The organism is Lysinibacillus sp. NPDC093190, assembly GCF_050280425.1.
In the GTDB taxonomy this organism is placed as follows: Bacteria; Bacillota; Bacilli; order Bacillales_A; family Planococcaceae; genus Lysinibacillus.
Genome location: NZ_JBNNVG010000010.1, coordinates 14,008 through 38,570, shown reverse-complemented (window position 1 = coordinate 38,570; position 24,563 = coordinate 14,008). Strand labels below are relative to the sequence as shown.

The window sequence follows — 24,563 nt, the reverse complement described above, 5'->3', positions numbered from 1 at the left end:
GACCCAAAATAAGAAAAGCTTATTTTAACTGAACCGATCCTGAAAAGGCAATTTTTATTTTGTTGAAAAGAGTTTATTATTGTTTTACAATTCTGACGCCACCGCTTCACAATGTGCAGAGTGTATGTGGCAATAGAAGGGGAAGTACACACGAGGTGGTGTGAATCATTTTTCCTCTAACGTTTGAAGAGTTACATCATCTCATTGTCCCCGTCCCACTCATTTCCAAAGTTATCGAGCAATGAACGCACTTCATCTGTTGATTTCGTGTTCATCAATTGATTTCTTAATTCACCAGCGCCACGGAATCCTTTAACATAAATTTTGAAAAAGCGATGGAGCCCTGTGATGGAACGTGGTAGTACTTCTGCATATTGATCTTGAAGATCAAGCTGCAGTCTTAAAAGATCAAGGTACTCTTTACTGCTATGCTCTTTTGGCTCTTTTTCAAAGGCAAAAGGATTTTTAAAAATACCTCGCCCGATCATAACGCCATCAATACCATATTGTTCAGCAAGCTGCTGCCCAGTTTGACGGTCAGGAATGTCACCATTGATTGTTAGTAGCGTATTTGGTGCGATACGGTCACGTAATTTTTTAATTTCCGGAATTAGCTCCCAATGCGCATCTACTTGGCTCATTTCCTTTCTTGTACGTAAATGAATAGAAAGGTTCGCAATATCCTGTTTTAAAATATGCGTTAGCCACTCCTCCCACTCATTTACCTCTTTAAAGCCAAGTCGTGTTTTCACGCTGACAGGCAGTCCGCCCGCTTTTGCTGCTTGAATAAGCTCTGCCGCAACGTCTGGACGCAAAATAAGGCCACTACCTTTCCCTCTCGATGCCACATTCGGTACAGGACAGCCCATATTAATATCGATGCCTTTAAAACCTAGCTCCGCCATACCTATACTCATTTGACGGAAATATTCAGGATTATCCCCCCAAATATGTGCCACCATTGGCTGTTCATCTTCTGTAAAAATCAAACGGCCACGCACACTTTTCATGCCCTCTGGATGACAATAACTATCCGAGTTTGTAAACTCTGTGAAAAATACATCCGGTCGACCGGCTTCATTTACTACGTGACGAAAAACAACATCTGTCACATCTTCCATTGGTGCAAGTACAAAAAATGGTCGTGGTAAATCACGCCAAAAATTATCTATCATTTTCAAACTCAATTCCTCTCAATATGGATACAACTTCAAACTCTCGGTCAAACAATATAACGCCGAATGCTCCACTTCATTTACACTTATATCATGCTTAATAACTTATTATCAAACACAAATACATTTGACATTTATAATTTGTAAAAATCAGCAATGTTTATTTTAACGAAAATCGGTCCTGAATGATATGTTTATAAACTAAAAGCAGATGGCATAGATTTTTGAACTGAACCCCGAATAGTGGACACTTTATTCCAAAAACATAAAAAAGCAATTCAAGATAACGGTTAATTTATCATAAAGCAATCGAATTAAAACCCTTTGATATCAAACCCACGTTCTTGAACTGCCTATTATAATGTTCTGATACCAATTATGAGGTGTATAATTTTCATCACATATATCATTCTATTCAAGCATAAGATTCAACCAAAACCCTTCTATGCTTACACAAAAAGGATGGAATATTCACCCCATCCTTTCAGAGTTCTATCATTTACTAATCAATCACCCGAGCAACATCCCTACCACAAGTCTTGCATTTCCCCTTCAATACAGGGGCATATTCTCCCTCTTGTATCGTGTACTTCACAATTGCCGTTACACCACAATTGCCACAAAATACGTTTTTCACGAGCATTTCTCTGATATCTTTAGGGATAGAGAGCCATTTTTTTGCTACGTCCATTATGATCGCTCCTTTAGAGTTAGTTCCGTAACAACCTCTACATGCGTCGAATGCGGGAACATATCTACAGGTTGAATCTCCTGTGTTTGATACCCTCCATCCTCCAAAATTCGAAGGTCACGTGCTAGTGTACCTGGATTACAGGACACATAAACAACACGCTTTGGACGTTGCTCTAAAATTGTCTTTAGAAGTGCCTCATCGCAGCCTTTGCGTGGTGGGTCAACTACTAAAACATCCGCTTCTTTGCCTTCCTTATACCAACGTGGAATTACTTCCTCTGCTGGACCTGCCTCAAAATACGTATTAGTGAAACCATTTAATTCTGCGTTGCGCTTCGCATCTTCAATCGCTTGCGGTACAATTTCAACACCCATAACAGCCTTTGCTTTTTGTGCAAGGAATAATGAAATGGTGCCTATACCACAGTAAGCATCAATTACTCGTTCATCACCCTGTAAGTCAGCATAGTCTAAAGCTTGCTTGTATAAGACTTCCGTTTGTTGAGGGTTTACTTGATAAAATGAACGGGCTGAAATTTCAAAGCGAACATCGCCAATTGTATCAATAATAACGTCCTTGCCCCACAGATTCACGGTTTCATCGCCGAAAATAACGTTCGTTTTGTCGCTATTAACGTTTTGCATAATAGATGTGACATTCGGGACTAGCTTCTGGATTGTCGCAACAGCGGCTTCTTTTTGCGGGAATTTTTTCCTTTTAGTTACGAGAACAACCATAACTTCACCAGTTGCTCGTGCTTTACGAATAACTACGTGGCGCAGCATTCCCTCATGTGTTTGCTCGTTATATGGTCGAATACCGATTGCTGCTAATTCCTTTTTAAAACCTGCAAGAATAGCGTCCGCTTCCCCTGTCTGAATTAAGCAACGTTCCATATCCACAATGCTATGAGACTTCGTTTTATAGAAGCCAGCAATAGCTTGTCCCGCTTCATTTGAGGAGAAAGGTATTTGTGCCTTATTACGGTAATGCCAAGGCTCTTCCATACCTTTCACAGGTAAAACAGGCGCATCAATTTTACCAATGCGCTGCATGACATTACGCACCATGTTTTCTTTCCATTTTAACTGGCCTTCATACGATAGATGTTGTAATTGGCAGCCGCCACATTGCTTGAAATATTCACAAGGTGCATCTACACGATCTGGCGATGGCTTGAGAATTTCTGCAACCTTCGCAAAGCCGTAATTTTTTAACGTTTTTAAAACATGTACTTCCGCCTTTTCATTAGGAAGTGCACCTTGGATAAATAATGGATAGCCATCGACTTTTGCGACGCCATTGCCATCATGTGTTAAATCTTCTATATAAACTGTTAGTCGGTCATTTTTTTTCACGGGTGCTGACATTCGTACATCCTCCATTTCAATTTCTTTATTGTAGCATGTTGTGGCGGATGAAAAAAGAACAAGGCTTAATATTAACTGCTCGGGTGTGTCGAGTGATTTGGTTTGCCTCTAAACTGCTCGGGTACAACAAGAAAGTGATCTGGTTTGACTTCAAACTGATCAGGTATGACAAGAATGTGATCGGCTTTACTCCCTAACTGCACGGGTAGGCTGACAATGTGATCCGCTCTCCCTCCAAACTGCTCGGGTAGACCAAGAATGTGATCCGCTCTCCCTCCAAACTGCTCGGGTAGACCAAGAATGTGATCCGCTCTCCCTCCAAACTGCTCAGGTACGACAGGAATGTGATCCGCTCTCACCCCAAACTGCTCAGGTAAACAAATTGATCTGCCCTGCCTACCTGAGCACCCGAACAAATACATCTTCCCCTTTACACGAGTAGAAAAAAGAGCCGCTATTCGCGACTCTTTCCCACTTTCCTTACTGTATGGTAATCTCTAGGTGCCCACCAGAAAGCTGCGACTACACCTAGGATGACGACTATAAATGGTGCATAAAAAATCAAAAAACTTGCCATAGTTGTATCCCTCCTATGCGTGATTGTCTTCTTTTCCTGTCACATATTTTTTGTTGAAGAGGAATAATTTCAACAACAAGAACAGTGATGGAATCAGTAGACACAGTCCTAAAATAAACGCAATGACGAGTGCAATCGCCATCTGTGTACTTGTAAAGCTATCGTAAATTGTTAAATACGGATATAGTAAATATGGATATTGTGCGATCCCATATGCGAAGAATGCCACTGCAAATTGGGCAATCAATAATCCAACCGCAAGACCGTAATTTTTTCGCATCCATATTAATACTACAGTAATAATAAATAACACGGCTGAAATGGCAAACATCCACCATAAATTAATCATATGATTGTAACTTTCAGGGTTGATAAATTTCATTTCGTACATAATGCCGAGCGCACTCACCATTAATGGTATCGCCCAAGCAAGTGCGTATCTTCTCATTAAATTTGTGGCTTCTCTATCCTTTGCTTTATGAGCATACCAAGTTAAAAACACGGCTGAAATATAAAGTACAGCTGCAATGCTCAACACGACAATACTCCAAGCAAATGGGCTCGTATACAATGTCCAATAGTTTAGGACAGGTTGCCCATCAACAATATCAACATAGCCACCAGCAGCAATCGCGAATACAACAGAGAGTGAGGCTGGAATGAGTAAGCCTGCTACACCATACGTCAGCGTATAACCGATATGTCCACGTGCGCCATATGATTCAAACGCATAGTAGGAGCCTCGTATTGCAAGGAGCACTAGCGAAATACTAACTGGGACAAGTAATATCGTTCCATAATAGAACGCTGTTTGTGGGAAAAATCCAACAATCCCAACAAAGAAGAATACTAAAAAGACATTGGTTACTTCCCAAACAGGTGATAAATAACGCTTAATAATATTCGTTAAAATATGATTTTTTCCGATAAGTAGGCTATAGGCATTAAAAAAGCCTGCACCAAAATCGATTGAAGCTACAATGACATAGCCAAATAGGAAAATCCATAAAACTGAAATACCTAAAATCTCTAATGTCATAAGATGTCACCGCCTTTTTCAGCATGGCGATCTTCTATTTCTCGCTCAATTGGATTCTTTTTGAACATACGAATTAAAACCACCATACTGCCTACTGCTAATACGGCATACACACCTGTAAACAATAGCATCATTAAATCCACATGGTCACTCGTTGTGGCCCCTTCTGGTGTTCGCATTAATCCATATAAGATCCAAGGCTGTCGTCCAACTTCAGCAAGCCACCATCCTGCTTCAATCGCAATAATGGAAAGTGGTCCACCTGCAACAACAATCCATCTAAACCAACGTCTATGAATAAACTGCCAATCACGTGCTTTCCCGGTTACGTAAAGCAGTGAAACGAATGCCATGAACATGCCAATCATCACCATGAGATCAAAAAGGTAATGAATATACAGTGGTGGTCGATCTTCTTCAGCAAATTGATCTAAGCCAATTACCTCTGCATTTGGATTATTATGTGCTAAAACGCTCAAAGCATAAGGTACTTTAATAGCATATTTTACTTCTTCACCATTTAATACACCGAATAGTATAAGGGAAGCTTTATCCCCCGTTTCAAAATGCCACTCAGCTGCAGCTAGTTTTTCTGGCTGATATTCTGCTAAATATTTACCTGAAAAGTCTCCAATAATCGCTGATGCAATGGAGAAAATCAGACCAATCTTCATAAGTAGGTATAAGGATTTTTTATGGTATACATGCTTAGAACCTCTAAGTAGACGGTATCCTGCAATAGATGCTAACACAAATGCGGACGTCATGTAGGCTGTAACGAGAACATGCGCTACCTTTGTCGGCATCGCTGGATTAAACATGGCTAAAAAAGGTTGAATATTCACAAGCTGGCCGTCCACAATGTCAAATCCTTGTGGCGCATTCATAAACGCATTGACAATTGTTATAAACACAGCTGACATCGATGCACCGACAGCAACGGGAATTAATAGTAGCATATGCTTTTTCTGACTATCGAAGCGATCCCAAGTATATAAGTAGATGCCTAGGAAGATGGCTTCAAAGAAAAATGCAAACGTTTCCATAAAAAGTGGTAATGCAATTGTTTGGCCGGCAAGCTGCATAAAATTCGGCCATAGTAAAGACAACTGTAAGCCAATTGCTGTCCCTGTTACAACTCCGACTGCAACTGTAATGACAAAACCTCGTGCCCAACGTCTTGCCATTAAAATATAGTGCTCATCGTTCTTTTTATACCCAGTCCATTGTGCAACCATAATCATTAATGGGACACCCACACCAATCGTTGCATAAATAATATGGAACGATAAGGTTAGCTCCGTTAATGCTCTACTCCAAAAGACTGCTGATTCATTCACCATTTCATTGCCCCCCTAACCTCCAAATATTCTTCCAAGTATGGAAAGTAGCATGATAATTCCAACACCAAAGCTTAGCCAAATGAGCTTTCTTTCCTGTGACTTATACAAAGGCAACACTTCCTTTCCCTTATCTCTACCCCCATTTTCCACTATTGCAACGAAAAAAACCTTTATAATGGACCGGAATTTCGGCCTATTATAAAGGTTTCAAATTTTGTTCAAGTAATATACGCACATTTGCCAAACATTTTTCTTAATTCATTCACAATACCAATTATTAGAATTTTTTATATCTATATATAGGTATTTTGCCAATTTCAACCACTAATGAACAGGGCTCCCTCCTAAATTGAGTAGAGCCCAGTTTTAATGTTCACTACATACGGTCTTCCTCACGAATATCTGCTAGTGGAACAAAAATTTCAATATGGCGCTTTAAGTTTTCAAATGTAGCAGGTGCATCTCCACCATACTCACCATCTAAGTTTAAATGTATTTCATCTTCAGTAGATACTTTTACGACACTTGCCTTTTTATAAATCACACGATCATCATTCAAATGCTCACCTCTTAATGCCATTGCGGCAAGCTGAATAAATTCAGGCAGGCTTACTTTTTTCAATACTAATAAAGTAAAGTAGCCATCATTAATACTTGCGTCAGGTGCAAGCTTTTCAAAACCACCCACTGAATTTGTTAAGCCGCATAAAAACATCATGGCATCCCCATCAAACACTTCGCCATCATATTCGATACGCATATGGGAAGCTTTGATCGATGGGATCATTTCGACTGCTTTTACGTAATAAGCTAGCTGTCCTAGCATTGTTTTCATTTTACTTGGCACTTCATAAGTTAACTCTGTAATACGTCCGCCAGCGGCAATATTGATGAAATAGCGTTCCCCATTTAATAAACCAACATCTACCGGCAACGTTTCACCTTTAATAATGATATCAACGGCAGCTTCAATATTTCGGGGAATATGCACGGCACGGGCAAAGTCATTCGTTGTGCCCATCGGAATTAACCCTACTTTCGGGCGATTCTCAAATGGACTAACACCTGAAACAACTTCATTTAATGTGCCATCTCCGCCAACTGCAATGATTATATCAAAGCCACGTTCTACTGCATCCTTTGCTGCAATGGTTGCATCGCCTTCACAGGTTGTTGCGTGACAAGATGTCTCATAGCCTGCTACCTCTAATTTTGCCAGTACTTCTGGTAGATGCTTTTTAAACACTTCACGCCCAGATGTAGGATTATAAATGATTCTTGCTCGTTTCATAACATACCTTCTTTGCTTCATAAGATTCTATTTTTTTCAACGAATTATTCGTTTAAATGTTGCATTAATTTTACAATAATTACCGAATGCAAGGCTCGTCCTCATTCTCTGACATGCAGCCTTATAATTTTAAATTACTGTAATGCAGCTGTTACTTGCTTTTTAAAATCCTCATAAACAAATGTCCAATATGATTTATTCGTAATATTCTCTTCACGAATTTCAGCATATAGCGCTTTTTGTGCATCTTCAAATGTAGGATCTTCTTTATCAGGTAAAGTAGCTCGTTTACTCACTACTAGTTCTTGTAATTCTGGTGCACGTGGACCCCATTTTCCAACAACCTGACCAACATCATCTAATAAAATATAAACCGGAATTGCACGGCCACCATTTGTTAAATAGCGATCAATTAAATCTGTATCAGCATCACGAAGTACTGCGCGCATTTCTATACCTGCTGCCTCTGCAACTCGGCGAATAACTGGATTGTTTAACATTGCGTCCCCGCACCAGTCCTCAGTAATTGTTAAAATTTTTAGATGCTTGTCCTTCAGCAGTTCGATAAAACCATCATTTAGCGGCACTTCGAAGCCATCATAAATACGGAAGCTCTCCTCTTTTAACGTCGTCATATTATCCATATATTGTTGAATCGAAATCGCATCATCGAAATATTGTTGTTCAGTTTTCATTGATTGACCTCCTAAAGTTATATCATGTTCTATACTATATTTTGCTATGAATACTCTTTGAAGACAACTATTAAGTGCTAATTTGGTATTTTTTAGTCATATCATCATAAATTAAATATCTCGATGTAACTTGCATAGCGACCCTCTGACTGCCTTTTGGCACTATGCTTGTCATAGCCATTATCTTGTATAGATACCCCAAAGAGTCTTTTGTATGTATTCATTTTTAAAATAAAAAGCCAAGAAAACGAATTTGCTCTCTTGGCCTTCTATTGCAATTGCAATTAACGTTTTGCAATTTCTTGTTGTAATAATTTATTGACCATTGGTGGGTTCGCTTGACCTTTAGTGGCTTTCATAATTTGGCCAACTAAGAAGCCGATAGCGCGATCCTTACCGTTTTTGAAGTCTTCGATTGATTGTGCATTGTTGTCTAGAACTTCTGTAACGATAGCAAGTAATGCACCTTCATCAGAAATTTGAACTAAACCTTTTGCTTTAACGATTTCTGCTGCAGAACCGCCTTTTTCTACTAATTCAGCAAATACTTTTTTACCGATTTTAGAAGAAATTGTACCGTCAGTGATTAATTTCACCATTTCTGCAAGGTTTTCTGGCGTTAATGCAGTATCTTTAAGGTCTTTTTGTTCTGCATTAAGGTATGCAGAAACATCACCCATAAGCCAGTTTGCTGAAAGCTTTGCATCCGCACCTTTAACTACCATTGCCTCGAAGAAGTCTGAGATTTCTTTTGAAATAACAAGAACTCCTGCATCATATGGCGTTAAGCCTAATTCCTCAACATAGCGTTTTTTACGAGCATCTGGAAGCTCTGGAATTTCTGATTTTACTCGCTCTAACCATTCATCATCGATTGATAGACGAACTAAGTCTGGCTCTGGGAAGTAGCGATAATCATCTGTTCCTTCTTTCACACGCATCAGAATTGTTTTACCTGTTTTTTCATCGAAACGACGAGTTTCTTGATCAATTACACCACCTGAAAGAAGGACATCAGCTTGGCGTAATTCCTCGTGCTCTAAACCACGGCGAACATAGTTGAAAGAGTTCAGGTTTTTAAGCTCTGTTTTCGTACCGAATTCTTCTTGACCGTATGGGCGGATTGAGATGTTGGCATCACAACGTAAAGATCCCTCTTCCATTTTACAGTCTGAAACATCTGCATATTGGATGATTGATTTTACTTTTTCAAGATACGCATACGCTTCGTTTGGTGTACGAATATCTGGCTCAGAAACGATTTCTACAAGTGGTGTACCTTGACGGTTAAAGTCAACTAAAGAGTGGTCGCCACTGTGAGACAGTTTACCAGCATCTTCTTCCATATGAAGACGTGTAATACCAATACGTTTTGTGTAACCATCTACTTCGATATCAACCCAGCCGTTTTTACCGATTGGCTTATCAAATTGAGAAATTTGATATGCTTTCGGATTATCTGGATAGAAGTAGTTTTTACGGTCAAATTTTGTTTCTTGTTCGATTTCCATGTTTAGTGCAAGTGCTGCACGCATTGCGAAATCTACAACATTTTTATTAAGTACAGGTAGGACACCAGGATAGCCTAGGTCGATAACTGTAGTATTTGTATTTGGTTCAGCACCGAAGTGAGCTGGTGCTGGTGAGAAGATTTTTGAGTTTGTTTTTAACTCAACGTGTACTTCTAAACCAATGACTGTTTCAAAGTTCATGTTATTTTCCCTCCCAAATTTGAGGAACTTGTTTATGGAACTCCGTTGCTTGTTCGAAAGCATGAGCTACACGGTAAATTGTTGCTTCATCGAAGTATTTACCGATAATTTGTAAGCCTAGTGGTAGACCATTTTCAATACCACATGGGATTGAGATGGCTGGCACACCAGCTAAGTTCATAGGAATCGTTAAAATATCATTTGCATACATCGTCATTGGATCATCGACGTTTTCACCAATTTTAAATGCTGGTGTTGGAGCAGTTGGTCCAATGATTACGTCAAAGTCTTCAAATACTTTGTCGTAGTCTGCTTTGATAAGTGTACGTGCTTGTTGAGCTTTTTTGTAGTAAGCATCATACGTACCTGCACTTAGTGAGTAAGTACCTAGCATGATACGACGTTTTACTTCATCACCAAAGCCTTGTGCACGTGTTTCTTTATAAAGGTCCATCAAATTATTAACATTTTCTGCACGGAAACCATAACGGATACCATCAAAACGAGAAAGGTTAGAAGACGCTTCTGAAGAAGAAAGAATATAGTATGCTGCAAGTGCATATTTCGAATGAGGAAGCGATACTTCTTCTACTGTAGCACCTAAGCCTTTTAATACTTCTAATGCATCAAGCACTGATTGACGTGCCGCTTCACCAACACCTTCACCAAGGAATTCTTTTGGTACAGCGATACGTAAGCCTTTTACGTCACCTGTAAGGGCTGCTGCGTAGTTTGGTACTTCTACGTCTGCAGAAGTTGAATCGTTTGCATCTAATCCTGCAATTGCTTCAAGTAAAAGAGCGTTGTCTTCTACATTACGAGTAATTGGCCCGATTTGATCTAAAGAAGATGCAAAAGCAACTAGACCAAAGCGAGATACACGACCATATGTAGGCTTCATTCCTACAACACCGCAATAAGCAGCTGGTTGACGGATTGAACCACCTGTATCAGAACCAAGTGAAAATGGAACTTCACCTGCTGCAACTGCTGCTGCAGACGCACCTGAAGATCCACCCGGTACGTGGTTTAAGTTCCATGGATTTTTTGTTGTTTTATAGTATGAGTTTTCATTTGAAGAACCCATTGCAAACTCGTCCATGTTTAATTTTCCGATAGTGACCATACCAGCTTCACGTAGCTTTTTAACTACTGTTGCATCGTAAATTGGCATAAAGCCTTCTAGAATTTTAGAAGCACAAGTTGTTTCTAAACCTTCTGTAACGATGTTATCTTTAACACCGATAGGAAGACCGAAAAGTGGTCCACGCTCTTCAAATGGCACTTTGTCCATTTCTGCTGCTTGTGCAGTTGCTTTTTCTTCGTTTGAAGCAAGGAAAGCTTGTACATCGCCGTCAAGCTTCGCCACACGTTCGTATGCTTCTTTTGTTAAATCAGCGATTGTTAGGTTACCCGCTTTAATGTCAGCTTGTAGCTCCTTTGCTGAACGTTCAAATAACGTCATGAGGAATCCTCCTATGTTTTAGTATTACATGATAGCTGGTACTTTTACTTGACCATCTTCTTGTTCTTTTACGTTTAACATCATTACTTCACGGTCTAAGCCTTTTGTTGCCACATCTTCACGCATTACGTTTACTAGTGGTAAAACATGAGTTGTTGGTTCAACATTCGTTGTATCTAACTCGTTTAATTGCTCTGCGAAGTCCGTAATTTTACCAAGCTGTTCAGCAAATTTCTCTGCTTCCTCTTCCGTAATTGCAAGACGTGCTAAATTTGCAACGTGCTTAACTTCTTCTTTTGTTAATTTTGCCATTTTTCACACCTCCGAATACTCATTCCATTCATTGTTTTTGTCGATAACAATAGGGTTGAATAAAGTTAACCATGCAAATAATCATAACATTTTTCATATTAAAAATCACAACTTTCACCAAAAATAAAGAAACTTTCACTACTATGACGAAGTGTTGTCTTTAGGGACTGCTTTTCGAGTCCTTCATATAGACTTCGCTTTTCAGGAGTAGGGCATGGGTTGTGTGCTGCGCTCTTGAGACAGGGGGGCTTTCCGTCGATTCGAAGACTCTATCCGTCGCTCCGGGGTATCTTTCCGTCGCTTTCGCTTTTCTATCCGTCTCTTCGGTGGGACTATCCGTCGCCCTTGTTTCTTTCCGTCGATTCGAAGACTTTATCCGTCGCTCTGACGAATCTTTCCGTCGCTTTCGCTTTTCTATCCGTCTCTTCAGCGGGACTATCCGTCACTCTTGTTTCTTTCCGTCTTTTCGAAGACTTTATCCGTCGCCCTTGTTTCTTTCCGTCGATTTGAAGACTTTATCCGTCGATCTGACGAATCTTTCCGTCGCTTTCACTCTAAAGAGTCTATCCAACACTCTGATTAATTCTTCCAACGAACTCATTTTTCTTCCCATAAAAAATATAGTCAGCACGAGGCTGACTATAAATTAATAGATATGGACGTATGGTTCTTTTTCGTTGGCATTCTTTACGATTAATGCCTCCGGACCGTTAATTGAGGTAATATTTACTTCAACATTGATGTTAGCAAATTGATTGATAAGAACACCTGTTAAATATTGAGTAAAGCCTATAATTTCAAGCTTGCCGAAGAATTGGATTGGCACTTCAATCGTTAGCTTTTGAATTTTTTTATTTTGATAGAAACCTGTTCCTATTACACTAGTATAGTTAGAAAAGTATTTATCTACATCTTGTTTAAAATTTTTAAAGTTATTACTAACATCTCGGTATACATCCTGTGTTTCACTTGTTGGGAACAGTACATATTCTTCATCATTAGTTTTCCAATCAGCTACGTCGTTTTGTCCTGCTTTTGCTACGCCATAGCTAAAATACGTTCCTGGAATAATGTCATTGCGAGCTTTTTGTTTAAACAAACCTACTACAATTGGTATATCTTTCAATTCATCACGAGTTCTTAAGCGAGACACAATTTCAGCGGCCATCTTCTTTCCTTGCTCAACAAGTTTTGCCTCCGGAATTGGCTGCTCATAGTAATCCCCATACTTTTCTTTTTGATAGTAATAAATAGAGTTTAAGGAAAGTCCTATCGAAATACCACCTAATTTTACTTTGTTATCACTAGTTTTTGTTAAATAATTTTGTTCAACAATATGTGATAAATAGATTGGAGCCTTTGTTGCACGTTCTTCTGCCGGCATTGAGTCCGTCGTTGGAGGATTTAAACCCTCCTTCGTTTGTGAACTACGTGCAAGCCAATCTGTCACTGTACTTTCCGCTAAATATTGCCCCTCTTGGAAGAAGTAGTTTTCTGTGTCAAACTCATTTTGAGAAAGACGCATTAAACCTGTTTCTACTTCCTTCATATCATATTTCGTAAAGATATTTGAAACTACTAATCCTCTGCTAGCGCTTTGTTTATAAGGTGTTAGCGTTCTATAGTATGATTCATCAATCTGTATGCTTGGAATAATCGTTGTTTCCGCTTTTTCCTGTTGCGTATCCTGTGTAAGCTCTGTCTCCTTCTTATTAGAAGGCACACAGCCGACTAGCATTGCAGCAGCGACAATTGCTGGAATGAGTCGAAATGACTTCATTATTTTTGTACTCCTTTACTGAAATAATATTCTGCTCGGCGAATTGTCATACCACCTATGGAGACATATACTTTCCACCAAGTAGCTAGGACAATTCATCATACTTTACTATAATATTTGGATCATCACCATAACGTGTGGTGACGAGCCTGATATTTCCCATTATTTCACGAGATTAAGTTGTTCGATCAGGCCGTCTTCATTCCAAACTTCAATACCTAACTGCTCGGCTTTTGTTAGTTTAGAACCAGCATCTGCTCCCGCAATGACAAGGTCAGTTTTTTTGCTGACACTGCCTGTAACAATACCACCTAACTCTTCTATTTTCGCCTTTGCTTCGTTACGTGTCAATTGCTCAAGTTTACCAGTTAATACGATTGTTTTACCTGCAAAAGGATTATCCCCTACAGCTACCTCTATTTTTTTACCTTTATACATCATATTGACACCTACTTCAGCAAGGCGCCCAATGACTGCACGTGCATCCTCATTTGAAAAATACTCGACAAGCGATGAAGCCATTTTATCGCCGATTTCATGAATCGCCACTAGTTGCTCCTCTGTTGCTGCCATTACCGCTTCGATCGTTCCAAACTCCTCTGAAACGATTTTTGCTGCCTTTTCACCAACATGTCGTATACCTAATCCAATTAGTAGACGCTCCATCGAATTTTCCTTGGAAGCCTGAATAGCATTGACTAAATTCGTCGCTGATTTTTCTCCCATACGCTCAAGCTCGACAAGCTGTTCTACAGTTAAGTGATACAAATCAGAGATATCATGGATTAAATCTGCACGTAATAATTGCTCAACGACTTTATCACCAAGACCGTCAATATTCATAGCATTACGCGATACGAAATATTTAATGCTCTCAGCAATTTGTGCAAAGCATGCTGGATTTACACAACGTAATGCCACTTCTCCTTCAATACGAATAAGTTCGCTATCACAAACAGGACAATTTTCAGGCATTACATATGGCACTGAGTCCTCAGGGCGCTGCTCCAGTATTACACCTACAACTTGAGGAATAATGTCTCCGGCTTTTCGGATAATGACTGTATCTCCTAGTCGGATATCTTTATCTCGAATTAAATCCTCATTGTGTAATGATGCACGTTGAACCGTCGTACCTGCCACTTGAACAGGCGATAAAATAGCAGTTGGTGTAACAACACCTGTACGCCCAACCGTTAAATCAATATCAAGTAATGTTGTCACTACTTCCTCAGCAGGGAATTTATAAGCAATAGCCCAACGTGGACTCTTTGCCGTATAACCAAGTTCATCCTGCTGTGCATAGCGATCCACCTTAATAACAATGCCATCAATTTCATAGGCTAAATTCGGACGATTTTCAGTCCATTTTTCGATAAAGGCTAGTACATCTTCAATCGTTGAGCAGCGTTGACGCTCTTTATTTGATGGGAAGCCTAGTCCTTCTAAATAATCGAGCATCTCTGCGTGGCCGTCAATACCATATGCCTCACCATCTCCCCCAATTGCATAAATAAAGGTTGATAGTTGACGACTCGCTGCTATTTTAGGATCTAACTGGCGTAAAGAGCCGGCAGCCGCATTTCGTGGATTAGCGAATAATTCCTCTCCATTTTCAGCACGTAGGGTATTCAATTTTTCAAATGATTTTTTAGGCATATACGCCTCGCCACGTACTTCAATTGTAAGTGGTTCCTTCAATCGAAGAGGAATTGCTCGAATCGTTTTTAAATTTGCTGTAATATCTTCCCCTACAACACCGTCTCCTCGCGTTGCTCCTTGTACAAAAACGCCATTTTCGTATTTTAAAGAAATGGCAAGACCATCAATTTTCAACTCGCAAACATAGGAAAAGTTATCACCGATTGCTTGGCGCACTTTACGGTCAAATTCACGTAAGTCTTCTTCATAAAAAGCGTTTGACAGACTTAGCATAGGGTAATCGTGAGTCACCTTTTTAAAGCCTTCTACCACTGCTCCGCCAACACGCTGTGTCGGTGAATCTGGGTAAATGAGTGACGGATTCGCTTCCTCTAATGCAATAAGTTCATGTAATAATTGGTCATAAACACTATCTGCTACGACAGGTTTATCCAACACGTAATAGGCATGACCGTATTCATGCAATAATTTATTTAACTCCACAATGCGCTGTTCGATTTCGTTCATTTAAGTTCCCCCGCTTACCCTTTTTCAATAGGTGCAAATTGTGCTAGTAATCGCTTTATACCTATAGGCTGTGGAAAGGCAATATCTAGCTCTGTACTATCACCCTCACCTTTTACACTAACAACCATACCTGTTCCCCATTTTTTATGGATCGCTTTGTCTCCAGCCTTCCAGCCAAATTGGTCTCCACCAGTTGTTTGTAAACGAGCTGTTGCAGGCTGTGTTTTCTGAATTGCGCCAGATGTACGTTTTTGATAACCGCCTGCTGAACGATTACTAGAGGCAAACGGAACCTCAGGCTTCGTACCACCTTTGGATATCGATTCTGTAATATCTTCCGAAATTTCACCTAAGAAACGTGAGATATTGTTATAACTAAAACGACCAAAAATCGTACGACTTTGTGCACTAGTTAAATATAAACGTTCCTCTGCACGCGTCACGCCTACATACATCAATCGTCTTTCTTCTTCCATTTCATCCATATCATCAAGTGAACGAGAATGCGGGAAGATATTTTCCTCCATCCCAATGATAAAGACGACAGGGAATTCTAAGCCCTTTGCGGCATGCATCGTCATTAAAATAATGTTGCCCTTCGATGTATCATCTTTATCAAGTGCATCAATATCTGCAATTAGAGCTAAATCTGTTAAAAAGGCAATTAAGCTTTTATCATCACTGCGCTCTTCAAAAGCCTTTGTTACTGATAAAAACTCTTCAATGTTTTCTAATCGGCTTTCCGCTTCAATCGTCTTTTCGTTTTGGAGCATTGCACGATAACCAGATTTGTCAATGACCTGCTCTACAATTTCTGTCACCGATAAATAATCTTGCATCTCTGTAAAGCCTTTAATCATTGCATAAAATTGCTCAGCTGAATTAGCTGCCTTCCCAGAAAGACCCATGAACACAAGATCATTCATTGCATCAAAAATAGAGCGCTCTTGTTCAATCGCATAGCGCGCCATTTTTTCAAAGGAAGTTGCACCTATACTACGCTTCGGCTCATTAATAATACGTGCGAGTGATAAATCATCATCATTATTGGCAATAAGGCGTAAGTAGGCGAGTAAATCCTTAATCTCTTTACGATCATAGAACTTGGTACCTCCAACTATTTGATAAGCCATATTGGACTTAACAAGCACTTCCTCCATCACACGGGACTGAGCATTTGTACGATATAGTATCGCAAAGTCATCAAACGAACGATTTTCTTTTTGAATAAGCTGTTGGATTGTTTGTACAACGAATTGCGCTTCTTCTTGCTCGTTATACGCTTTGTACAATACGATTTTTTCACCTTCTGCATTTTCTGTACGCAGTTCTTTTGGATAACGTGTTGTATTATTTTGAATGACGTCATTTGCCGCTTGTAGGATGCGTCTTGTTGAACGATAATTTTGCTCAAGCATAATGGCCTTAGCATTTGGATAATCCTTTTCGAATGAAAGAATATTGCCAATGTCCGCACCACGCCAACGATAAATCGATTGGTCTGAATCACCTACAACACAAATATTTTTGAATTTCTTGGCAAGCAGCTGAACGAGTAAATATTGAGATTTATTCGTATCTTGATACTCATCTACATGAATATATTGGAATTTATTTTGGTAGTATTCAAGCACTTCTGGTACACGCTTAAATAATGTAATAGTTGTCATAATTAAATCATCAAAATCGAGTGATTGATTGCGGCGTAGTCTTTTTTCATAACCTTTATAAACACGGGCAATCGTTTTTTCGTAAGGATTGTTTTCATTGATTTGACCTGCATAATCGTCCGCAGTTTTACATTCGTTTTTAGCTGAACTAATCGCATTTAAAATCGCACGAGGTTCAAAACGTTTAGTGTCAATATTTTCATCCTTCATAACATTTTTAATAACCGATAGCTGATCAGTAGAATCTAAAATTGAAAAGTTACGTGATATCCCAAGCTGCTCAATATTGCGTCGTAAAATACGCACACACATCGAGTGGAATGTCGATACCCACATACTATCGCCAGTTCCATTACCGAGAATGCCATCTATACGCTCTCGCATTTCACGTGCAGCTTTATTTGTAAATGTGATTGCTAAAATCTTTGATGGGTATACTTCTTTTTCGATTACTAAGTATGCTATACGATGTGTCAATACACGTGTTTTCCCTGATCCAGCACCCGCCATAATTAGAAGCGGTCCTTCAGTCGTTTTTACCGCATTTTCCTGCTCAGGGTTCATACCTGCTAATAAGTTTTTCGTTAACTGTTCCATTTCGCACCGCCTTACAAACATTTGTTCTTAGATTATATATTATTTTTTACAGCCTTAACAGTCGCAAGTGCGGCTTTTAAATCTTCATAAATAATATTACCAACTACTACTGTATCTGCATATTTTGCCATTTCCGCTGCTTGCTTAGCAGATGTAATGCCGCCACCGTAAAACAGTCGCGTATTTTTCAGTTCATTTTTCACAGCTCTTACAACCTCAATATCGCCATAAGTACCGCTATACTCTACATAAAATACAGGTAGTCTAAAGAAATTTTCAGCCATACGGGCGTAGGCAACAACATCATCAATGGATAAATCAGTTTTCGCATTCGTTACTTCCGCTACTTTACAAGTCGGGTTTAAAATACAATAACCTTCAGCGACTAATTCATCCCATACCATAATATCTCCATATTCTTTAATTGCTTCATGGTGTAGATTTTTAATCCATTTTGGATCATCACTATTCAACACGGTTGGAATGAAATAATAGTCATAACCTGGTGTTACTGAATCAATCGCAGAAATTTCAAGCGCTATTGGTACTTCAAAGCGTCTTACACGAACAAGTAAATCTAATACGCCATCTAAAGTTACACCGTCTGTTCCGCCGACTATAATAACATCTGTACCTGATTCACAAATTCTTTCTAACGCCTCATCTGAAATATCTTTAGCCGGGTCTAGCTTGAACACATGTCTCCATTCTAAATAATCCATCTATTTTACCACCTATCATTTTCTATCTATTCGTTTACAAGTATAGCTTATGACTGTCTACAAAAAAATGAAAAAGACTGGGTAAAAACTCTACCCAGCCTCTTTACCTACTATTCTTTTGGTGCTTGAAACGGCTTTTCATCTGGATACAAACGACCTAACATTTCATCATATGTATCATTCCCATAATCAAAGCAACGACGTACACGCGAAATAGTTGCTGTACTTGCACCTGTTTCCTTTTTAATGGATTCGTAGGTTTTCTTTAAACGTAGTAAATGCGCAACCTCAAAGCGTTGTGCCAACGATTGAATTTCACTAATCGTACATAAATCATCAAAAAATTTATAACATTCTTCGATGTCTTTCAGCTCTAACACTGCTTTAAATAATTGATCTGTTTGATGCCCTCGAATTTTTTCGATTTGCATGCAATCTTCCTCCCTTTAAGGCTGCGTTTTCACCATTGCTTGTAACCCTGGTGAAGTTGGTACGAAATTTACCCAAGACTTCCCTGGTACTAGCTTTACAAGCTCACCAGACTCTTCTACAGCCATTGGTATTCCATCAATATTAGCCCATTTGACTTCTCTCATATAGCCATTTTGACATACATACGCTTTCCCACCAGAAGTTAAATCAATTTCTTGGCGCCCCTCATTATCAATCGTTCGATGTTTCATTTCAAAAAACAGAACATTTGAAAATGATAATGTGTCGCCTGTTAACATATCCTTTGTGTCAACGCCAGCCGATTGTCGTCCATAACGATTACTTTGCTTATCATACAAATACGAATTATGGAAATACTCACTATTTCCGTAGTAAATGTCCACTCGACTTGTTTCATTGCCTATTTTACCACGTTCATCGGGTTCATAAAAAGCCTCTTGTACTTTTTCATGGTAACTCATTGAAGCGCCCACTTTTTTCGCTCCATTTAATATATTTTCAGACGTAATATACGAGTTGTGTGGAGCAACACGGTCTTTTGAACGTTTAAAAAGTGTGCCATCATAATCCATACCATTTATATTGTCGACTACATTATTAGTAAGCATCGATTTTGCCTCTGGGCTATAGCCATGTGCTACGTAAAATGCACCATAGCCTTTCGCAAGATCAACAAAATAAGATCGAGCACTACGTACTGGCCCTACATTTTCTGGCAGCTCACTTTGATAAACTGCTAATAAACGCGTAACATTGCCTTCTGCTAGCATTTCATAAATGATATCTGCCGCTTCTATTCCTGATTGTGGACGTGCTTTCGGGTGATTATTAACAGTAACAATAATTGGACGTTGCGTAATTTCTTCCTTCACAGCTTCACCTGTTAACGGAGCAACAAACGCTCCTTCTTGAACAGGCTCTTCAATAGCTGTTCCATCGTCAACCTTGTTCGATTCCTTCACTTCCGACGAATCTTTTGAACATCCTCCTATCAATAAGGTGCTAAAAGCCATTGCGATAAATAGTTTCTTCGATTTGAACACAAGCATTACTCTCCTTTTTATCAATTACATCTACCATAGGGAAACTTCTATTAGCGCATCACTGCTGGTAATAATAACTTATTCTTCATAACATCAAAAATCCCTTTTGGTGTTATACGGATATATGGTAAATGTGTCGATTGTAAGAATAGTAAAGAATAAATTGCGTCTCCTAAGTGGTAACCACGTTCCGCTAATGCTTGTTTTAAGTACTTCTCTTTTTCTGTTAGCTCCTTAACATCTCCATCATATAAAAGACCGCCAATAGTTAAAGGAACAGCAGCAATTACTTCACCTTTTTCAACAAGTACAATACCACCACGCATTGCCTTCATTTCTTCAAAGGCTTTGATCATATCGTCTTTATTTTTTCCGATCAGCAAAATATCGCCTGTATTCGAATAAGATGAGGCAAAACCTTGAACACTAGTAGCAAAACCTTTAATCATCGTGTTAACATGCCAATTGCCATCTCTATTAATGAGCATTAAATAGCATTCATCATGATCTGCAAGTTGCCCTTCTCTAGTAATTAATGAGTTATATGGTTTCGTAATAACATCATTTACTAACTCAATTCCAAAAGGCATCGAGAATTGAAAATCATGAGATGTTAATGAAAAATCTAAGTCAAATGCAGGTAACGCTGAATAATCGATTGCAGCAAGTTTTTGCACTTGCTCTCCATCGCGTTTTAACCAAACACCCTTCGATAGTACGCTCTCAGGAACTGGATGCATTTCATCTTGTAAAATATTTAGCGAAGCAAATCGACCCGTTGCGATAAAGCCATGTAAATTGGACATATTATAATAACGTGCCACATTATAGGAAGCCATTTGATAAGCATCTATTGGTGCTATACCTGCATCTAAGGCTACTTGAATACATTTATCCATCACACCATCCTCATGAAAAGAAGGCGGTGAGCCATCTGTTGTCATCATTAAATGATCAAAAATAGGTAGCTCTTTTTCGACTATTCCCTTTAATAGATGTGGTAAGTCTGGACGTATTGAAGAATGACGCAGCGTTACTGCATATCCTTGCATAATGCGTCGCTCTACTTCTTCCACGGTCATAGCTTCATGATCACCGTCTGCACCAAGTAGCTTCATACGTGCTAAAGTTCGCTCTGATGCGCCAGGGAAGTGCCCTTCTATTTTTTTACCTTTGCCCTTAGCCATTTGCATGCGATAGAGCATTTGGTCATCTCCACGTAACAACTTTGGCCATCCGGTTAATTCTCCTCCAAGTAAAACATCCTCTCGTTCTAGCCATTCTAAAATGGACGTATTAGAAAAAATCTCTTCCTCCTGTTCCATTTCAGTTTGCGAATCAAAACGAGTCCACCAATAAAATGAAAATGGTAGCTCTTTCAAATTATCTAGTATTGAAAACGCTTTCTTATTTTCTAAAGATAAAACGAAGCTTAAATTATCTGAAATAAAAGTTGTAGTTCCTAGCTGTCCACAAAAATCAGCAAAAGATTGCGGATGGTATAGCTGGAACGGATGAACATGTGGCTCAATATATCCTGGTACAATTGTTTTATTCTTACAATCGACCACCTCTGTCCCTTCTAATAACGGAGGCATTCTATCACCAGCATAGACAATACGATCTCCTAAAATCCAAATGTTCCCTACTATCCATTGTTTGAGCATGCTATGTAAATAACGTGCATTTTTTAATACAATATCCGGTGCTTTTTTTCCATCTATAACAGCTAATTGCTGACGTAATTCTGTAATTTTCCATACTGGATCCATTCTATTCGCCCCTTCCTAAATTACGTAAAATTTCATTGTGTAAATCCTACGTGAAATCACATACTACTACTGCATAAACGCTTATTTTCATAAAATTAGTGCTTTATGCAATCATCTTGTTTCAATCGTAACACAGCACTTTCATAAAGCAAAGTGCACCCCGCTTTATTTTTTCCACAATGACTAAAGGAGGAAATATTATGATGCAAGAAACGAATTTAAGCGAAAAAAATGCCTTTTGTCGCTTTGCCATGGGTACAAGTTTAACGGCATTTGGTATCGCTAGGGTCGCAAGAAATCCTAACTGTACGAGAGGTCGATTGATGATTGCATTTGGTGCCATGAAAATGGCTGAGGGTATCTTTAAATATTGCCCAACTAAAGCTTTACTGGGCTCTTGTACGCAGAGTGCTATGAACAACAGCAATAGCAACAGCAACAGCAACTCTTCTATGCAAAGTATGTTCAGCGGCCAAAATTCTATGTCATCTGAACAAATCGATAAACTCATGAAGGATTTCTCCTCCGCTATATCTGGAAATACGTCAGGATCAAACGCAACTGCGTCAAAATCTGACTCCAGCACTTCAAATCAAAATTCCTCAGAAAGTAAAAGTTCTACAAATAAAGCACAAAATCCTTCTTAGTCAAAGGAGCCGTCTCAACTGTACAGTTGAGACGGCTCTCACCCTTTTTAAATCATACGTTTGAAAACAATAAGAAGTTTCATTGCATGATAAAATATTTAATTTCAAGTGTGTTGTTTAACCATTCTTTATCCGTCCTAATTAATTAGAAGGCTCTGATTTCCGCTGCGGGCGAGCGACGAGCCGCTTCTTCCGCTACGCTCCGTGCAGGGTCTCGTCTGTCTCGCTTTCCCGCGGGAGTCGAGTAGCCCTACGCTACAATCAGTTAAAATGGGCATACATTGCAAAATATCAACAAAAAAATCCTTTTATCACTCAATAATAAACCTATATTTCCCTAATCAACACGCTTGATTTATTTTACTAATCATTTAGTAGATCGCAACGGAAAAACAGCTTCTTCCAATTAGATTTATACTAAAAGTTTGAGACGACATTTATTAAAACATATGCTTTGTATATAAGTTGATTGGAGTGGAGACTTGGCGACTTCTTGGGGATCAGCGTCACAGATGAGACCCTGAAGCGAGCAACGCGAGTGAAGCGGCTCATCGGACGCCCCCAAGAAGCTTTGCTCTGTGCGAAAGCGAAGCGACAGCGGCAAATGTTTTCTGTAGCGAAAGCAAAGCGGCAGCTACAAAGCGCCCAGTCGGAACGGAAATCAACCCCACGCTATGGTGATAAACTTAAGTAAAATGTAAACAAATTTTATCGGGCAATTATAACCCTATAGTTACACAACTACTATTTAAAAGTACGCCAACCGATATCTTTGCGGTAGAAGAAATTGTTCCATTTTTCAGTTGCAATACCTGCGTATACTTTTTCTTGTGCTTCTTTTAAAGTAGATGCCTTTGCGCCAACTAATAAAACTCGGCCACCGTTACCAACAAAGTTCTCATCTACAAGCTTTGTACCTGCATGGAATACTGCGTGTGAAGCTGATAGAGCCTCTAGGTTAGGTAATGCATTTCCTTTTTCAACGTCCCCAGGATAACCTTCTGCGGCAATCACGACGCCCAGCATTGCTTCTTCAGACCATTGCAAATCAAATGGCTTTTCATCCATCAATGCTGTCATAAATGCACCAAAATCGGATGCCATGCGTGGTAAAACTACTTGTGTTTCTGGATCACCAAAGCGTGCATTAAATTCAATCACTTTTGGACCATTTTTCGTTAAAATCAATCCTACATATAATATCCCTGTAAACGATACACCATCTGCCTCCATACCTTTCACAGTTGGTTCAACAATCGTCTTATAAGCAACATCCACTATTTCTTGAGAAATTTGAGGTACTGGCGAATAGGCACCCATACCACCTGTGTTTGGTCCTTTATCGCCATCATAGGCACGTTTGTGGTCCTGCGCTATGACCATTGGATAAATCTGACCTTTATGGACAAATGACATAAAGGAGAATTCTTCTCCGTCCAGGAATTCTTCAATAACAACGCGAGAAGATGATTCACCAAAACGTTGGTTCCCAATCATATCCTCTACAGCTTCAATCGCTTCATCTTCAGTCATTGCTACAACTACACCTTTACCAGCTGCTAAACCATCTGCCTTGATAACGATTGGAGCACCTTGTTCTTTAATATATGCAATAGCCTTATCTGCTTCAGTAAACGTTTCATGGGTTGCTGTTGGGATATGATATTTATTCATAATATCCTTAGCGTATGATTTACTGCTTTCGATTTGTGCTGCTTCCTTTGTTGGACCAAATATTCGTAAGCCACGAGTTGTAAAGAAATCCACGATTCCTTCAGCAAGTAGTTGCTCAGGCCCAACAAAGGTTAAATCTACTGCATTTTCTTTAGCAAATTGCGCCAAGCCTGCAAAGTCCATTGAATCAATCGCTACAACTTCTGCATCGCCTCGCATACCATCATTACCAGGTGCTACAAATACTTTATTAACAGATGGTGAAATACTAAATTGTTTGGCGATAGCATGTTCTCGACCGCCGCTTCCAATGACTAATACTTTCATTTTAGGGAATCCTCCTCTTTGTGCATAAGACCGAGA

At 39.3% G+C, this 24,563-nt stretch carries 20 protein-coding genes; 1 reads left to right on the top strand and 19 read right to left on the bottom strand.

Annotated elements, in window-relative coordinates; all coding sequences use genetic code 11:
• Positions 1-191: 191 nt before the first annotated feature.
• The 18 genes from ACQKOF_RS10100 to ACQKOF_RS10015 form a co-directional block, all read right to left on the bottom strand.
• Positions 192-1,175, bottom strand: coding sequence for a tRNA dihydrouridine synthase (locus ACQKOF_RS10100; RefSeq protein WP_427556427.1), 984 nt, complete (start codon positions 1,173-1,175; stop codon positions 192-194).
• 502 nt (positions 1,176-1,677) lie between these two features.
• Positions 1,678-1,866, bottom strand: a complete 189-nt coding sequence (locus ACQKOF_RS10095) for a hypothetical protein (protein ID WP_427556197.1) — start codon at positions 1,864-1,866, stop codon at positions 1,678-1,680.
• Entirely contained in the window at positions 1,866-3,239 is a 1,374-nt protein-coding gene (rlmD, locus tag ACQKOF_RS10090; protein ID WP_427556194.1) for a 23S rRNA (uracil(1939)-C(5))-methyltransferase RlmD, read from the bottom strand. Before rlmD ends, ACQKOF_RS10095 begins: the two co-directional genes overlap by 1 nt.
• A gap of 454 nt (positions 3,240-3,693) precedes the next feature.
• Complete coding sequence (cydS, locus tag ACQKOF_RS10085; RefSeq protein WP_427556192.1) at positions 3,694-3,816, bottom strand: cytochrome bd oxidase small subunit CydS; 123 nt, start codon at positions 3,814-3,816, stop codon at positions 3,694-3,696.
• A gap of 13 nt (positions 3,817-3,829) precedes the next feature.
• On the bottom strand, positions 3,830-4,855 hold the full coding sequence (locus ACQKOF_RS10080; protein WP_370046469.1) for a cytochrome d ubiquinol oxidase subunit II: 1,026 nt from the start codon (positions 4,853-4,855) through the stop codon (positions 3,830-3,832).
• Positions 4,852-6,198 carry a cytochrome ubiquinol oxidase subunit I gene (locus ACQKOF_RS10075; RefSeq protein WP_427556188.1) on the bottom strand — a complete coding sequence of 449 codons (1,347 nt, stop codon included), beginning with the start codon at positions 6,196-6,198 and terminating at the stop codon, positions 4,852-4,854. Before ACQKOF_RS10075 ends, ACQKOF_RS10080 begins: the two co-directional genes overlap by 4 nt.
• A 376-nt stretch (positions 6,199-6,574) precedes the next feature.
• The gene (locus ACQKOF_RS10070) at positions 6,575-7,489 is read right to left on the bottom strand and encodes a diacylglycerol kinase (protein ID WP_370046473.1); all 915 of its coding nucleotides are present in this window, start codon (positions 7,487-7,489) and stop codon (positions 6,575-6,577) included.
• Positions 7,490-7,623: 134 nt separating this feature from the next.
• Positions 7,624-8,184 (bottom strand): thioredoxin family protein, encoded by a 561-nt coding sequence (locus ACQKOF_RS10065; protein WP_427556185.1) that lies wholly within the window; start codon positions 8,182-8,184, stop codon positions 7,624-7,626.
• A gap of 284 nt (positions 8,185-8,468) precedes the next feature.
• A complete protein-coding gene (gatB, locus tag ACQKOF_RS10060; RefSeq protein WP_427556182.1) occupies positions 8,469-9,896 on the bottom strand; it encodes an Asp-tRNA(Asn)/Glu-tRNA(Gln) amidotransferase subunit GatB in 1,428 nt (475 codons plus the stop codon).
• Position 9,897: 1 nt separating this feature from the next.
• Positions 9,898-11,361, bottom strand: coding sequence for an Asp-tRNA(Asn)/Glu-tRNA(Gln) amidotransferase subunit GatA (gene gatA, locus ACQKOF_RS10055; RefSeq protein WP_427556179.1), 1,464 nt, complete (start codon positions 11,359-11,361; stop codon positions 9,898-9,900).
• A gap of 24 nt (positions 11,362-11,385) precedes the next feature.
• A complete protein-coding gene (gene gatC / locus ACQKOF_RS10050; RefSeq protein WP_010857153.1) occupies positions 11,386-11,673 on the bottom strand; it encodes an Asp-tRNA(Asn)/Glu-tRNA(Gln) amidotransferase subunit GatC in 288 nt (95 codons plus the stop codon).
• 646 nt (positions 11,674-12,319) lie between these two features.
• Positions 12,320-13,453, bottom strand: a complete 1,134-nt coding sequence (locus ACQKOF_RS10045; protein WP_427556176.1) for a CamS family sex pheromone protein — start codon at positions 13,451-13,453, stop codon at positions 12,320-12,322.
• A 162-nt stretch (positions 13,454-13,615) separates the two neighbouring features.
• Positions 13,616-15,622, bottom strand: a complete 2,007-nt coding sequence (ligA, locus tag ACQKOF_RS10040) for an NAD-dependent DNA ligase LigA (RefSeq protein WP_427556174.1) — start codon at positions 15,620-15,622, stop codon at positions 13,616-13,618.
• Between the two features lie 14 nt (positions 15,623-15,636).
• Entirely contained in the window at positions 15,637-17,889 is a 2,253-nt protein-coding gene (pcrA, locus tag ACQKOF_RS10035; RefSeq protein ID WP_427556171.1) for a DNA helicase PcrA, read from the bottom strand.
• Positions 17,890-17,921: 32 nt separating this feature from the next.
• Complete coding sequence (locus ACQKOF_RS10030; protein ID WP_427556168.1) at positions 17,922-18,611, bottom strand: heptaprenylglyceryl phosphate synthase; 690 nt, start codon at positions 18,609-18,611, stop codon at positions 17,922-17,924.
• A 110-nt stretch (positions 18,612-18,721) separates the two neighbouring features.
• Positions 18,722-19,042, bottom strand: a complete 321-nt coding sequence (locus ACQKOF_RS10025) for a YerC/YecD family TrpR-related protein (RefSeq protein WP_004225717.1) — start codon at positions 19,040-19,042, stop codon at positions 18,722-18,724.
• Positions 19,043-19,057: 15 nt separating this feature from the next.
• Entirely contained in the window at positions 19,058-20,107 is a 1,050-nt protein-coding gene (locus ACQKOF_RS10020) for a DUF3048 domain-containing protein (RefSeq protein ID WP_427556166.1), read from the bottom strand.
• Between the two features lie 50 nt (positions 20,108-20,157).
• Positions 20,158-21,879, bottom strand: coding sequence for an adenine deaminase C-terminal domain-containing protein (locus ACQKOF_RS10015; RefSeq protein ID WP_427556163.1), 1,722 nt, complete (start codon positions 21,877-21,879; stop codon positions 20,158-20,160).
• Between the two features lie 200 nt (positions 21,880-22,079).
• On the opposite strand from ACQKOF_RS10015, the gene ACQKOF_RS10010 reads away from it, so the two are divergent.
• On the top strand, positions 22,080-22,526 hold the full coding sequence (locus tag ACQKOF_RS10010) for a YgaP-like transmembrane domain (RefSeq protein WP_427556160.1): 447 nt from the start codon (positions 22,080-22,082) through the stop codon (positions 22,524-22,526).
• A 744-nt stretch (positions 22,527-23,270) separates the two neighbouring features.
• Here the strand turns inward: ACQKOF_RS10010 and purD are convergent.
• Entirely contained in the window at positions 23,271-24,527 is a 1,257-nt protein-coding gene (gene purD, locus ACQKOF_RS10005; protein WP_427556158.1) for a phosphoribosylamine--glycine ligase, read from the bottom strand.
• Between the last annotated feature and the right edge of the window lie 36 nt (positions 24,528-24,563).

Coding starts and splice junctions, on each gene's coding strand:
- ACQKOF_RS10100 (WP_427556427.1), bottom strand. CDS start 1,175: ATGATAGATAATTTTTGGCGTGATTTACCACGACCATTTTTTGTACTT.
- ACQKOF_RS10095 (WP_427556197.1), bottom strand. CDS start 1,866: ATGGACGTAGCAAAAAAATGGCTCTCTATCCCTAAAGATATCAGAGAA.
- rlmD (WP_427556194.1), bottom strand. CDS start 3,239: ATGTCAGCACCCGTGAAAAAAAATGACCGACTAACAGTTTATATAGAA.
- cydS (WP_427556192.1), bottom strand. CDS start 3,816: ATGGCAAGTTTTTTGATTTTTTATGCACCATTTATAGTCGTCATCCTA.
- ACQKOF_RS10080 (WP_370046469.1), bottom strand. CDS start 4,855: ATGACATTAGAGATTTTAGGTATTTCAGTTTTATGGATTTTCCTATTT.
- ACQKOF_RS10075 (WP_427556188.1), bottom strand. CDS start 6,198: ATGGTGAATGAATCAGCAGTCTTTTGGAGTAGAGCATTAACGGAGCTA.
- ACQKOF_RS10070 (WP_370046473.1), bottom strand. CDS start 7,489: ATGAAACGAGCAAGAATCATTTATAATCCTACATCTGGGCGTGAAGTG.
- ACQKOF_RS10065 (WP_427556185.1), bottom strand. CDS start 8,184: ATGAAAACTGAACAACAATATTTCGATGATGCGATTTCGATTCAACAA.
- gatB (WP_427556182.1), bottom strand. CDS start 9,896: ATGAACTTTGAAACAGTCATTGGTTTAGAAGTACACGTTGAGTTAAAA.
- gatA (WP_427556179.1), bottom strand. CDS start 11,361: ATGACGTTATTTGAACGTTCAGCAAAGGAGCTACAAGCTGACATTAAA.
- gatC (WP_010857153.1), bottom strand. CDS start 11,673: ATGGCAAAATTAACAAAAGAAGAAGTTAAGCACGTTGCAAATTTAGCA.
- ACQKOF_RS10045 (WP_427556176.1), bottom strand. CDS start 13,453: ATGAAGTCATTTCGACTCATTCCAGCAATTGTCGCTGCTGCAATGCTA.
- ligA (WP_427556174.1), bottom strand. CDS start 15,622: ATGAACGAAATCGAACAGCGCATTGTGGAGTTAAATAAATTATTGCAT.
- pcrA (WP_427556171.1), bottom strand. CDS start 17,889: ATGGAACAGTTAACGAAAAACTTATTAGCAGGTATGAACCCTGAGCAG.
- ACQKOF_RS10030 (WP_427556168.1), bottom strand. CDS start 18,611: ATGGATTATTTAGAATGGAGACATGTGTTCAAGCTAGACCCGGCTAAA.
- ACQKOF_RS10025 (WP_004225717.1), bottom strand. CDS start 19,042: ATGCAAATCGAAAAAATTCGAGGGCATCAAACAGATCAATTATTTAAA.
- ACQKOF_RS10015 (WP_427556163.1), bottom strand. CDS start 21,879: ATGGATCCAGTATGGAAAATTACAGAATTACGTCAGCAATTAGCTGTT.
- ACQKOF_RS10010 (WP_427556160.1), top strand. CDS start 22,080: ATGATGCAAGAAACGAATTTAAGCGAAAAAAATGCCTTTTGTCGCTTT.
- purD (WP_427556158.1), bottom strand. CDS start 24,527: ATGAAAGTATTAGTCATTGGAAGCGGCGGTCGAGAACATGCTATCGCC.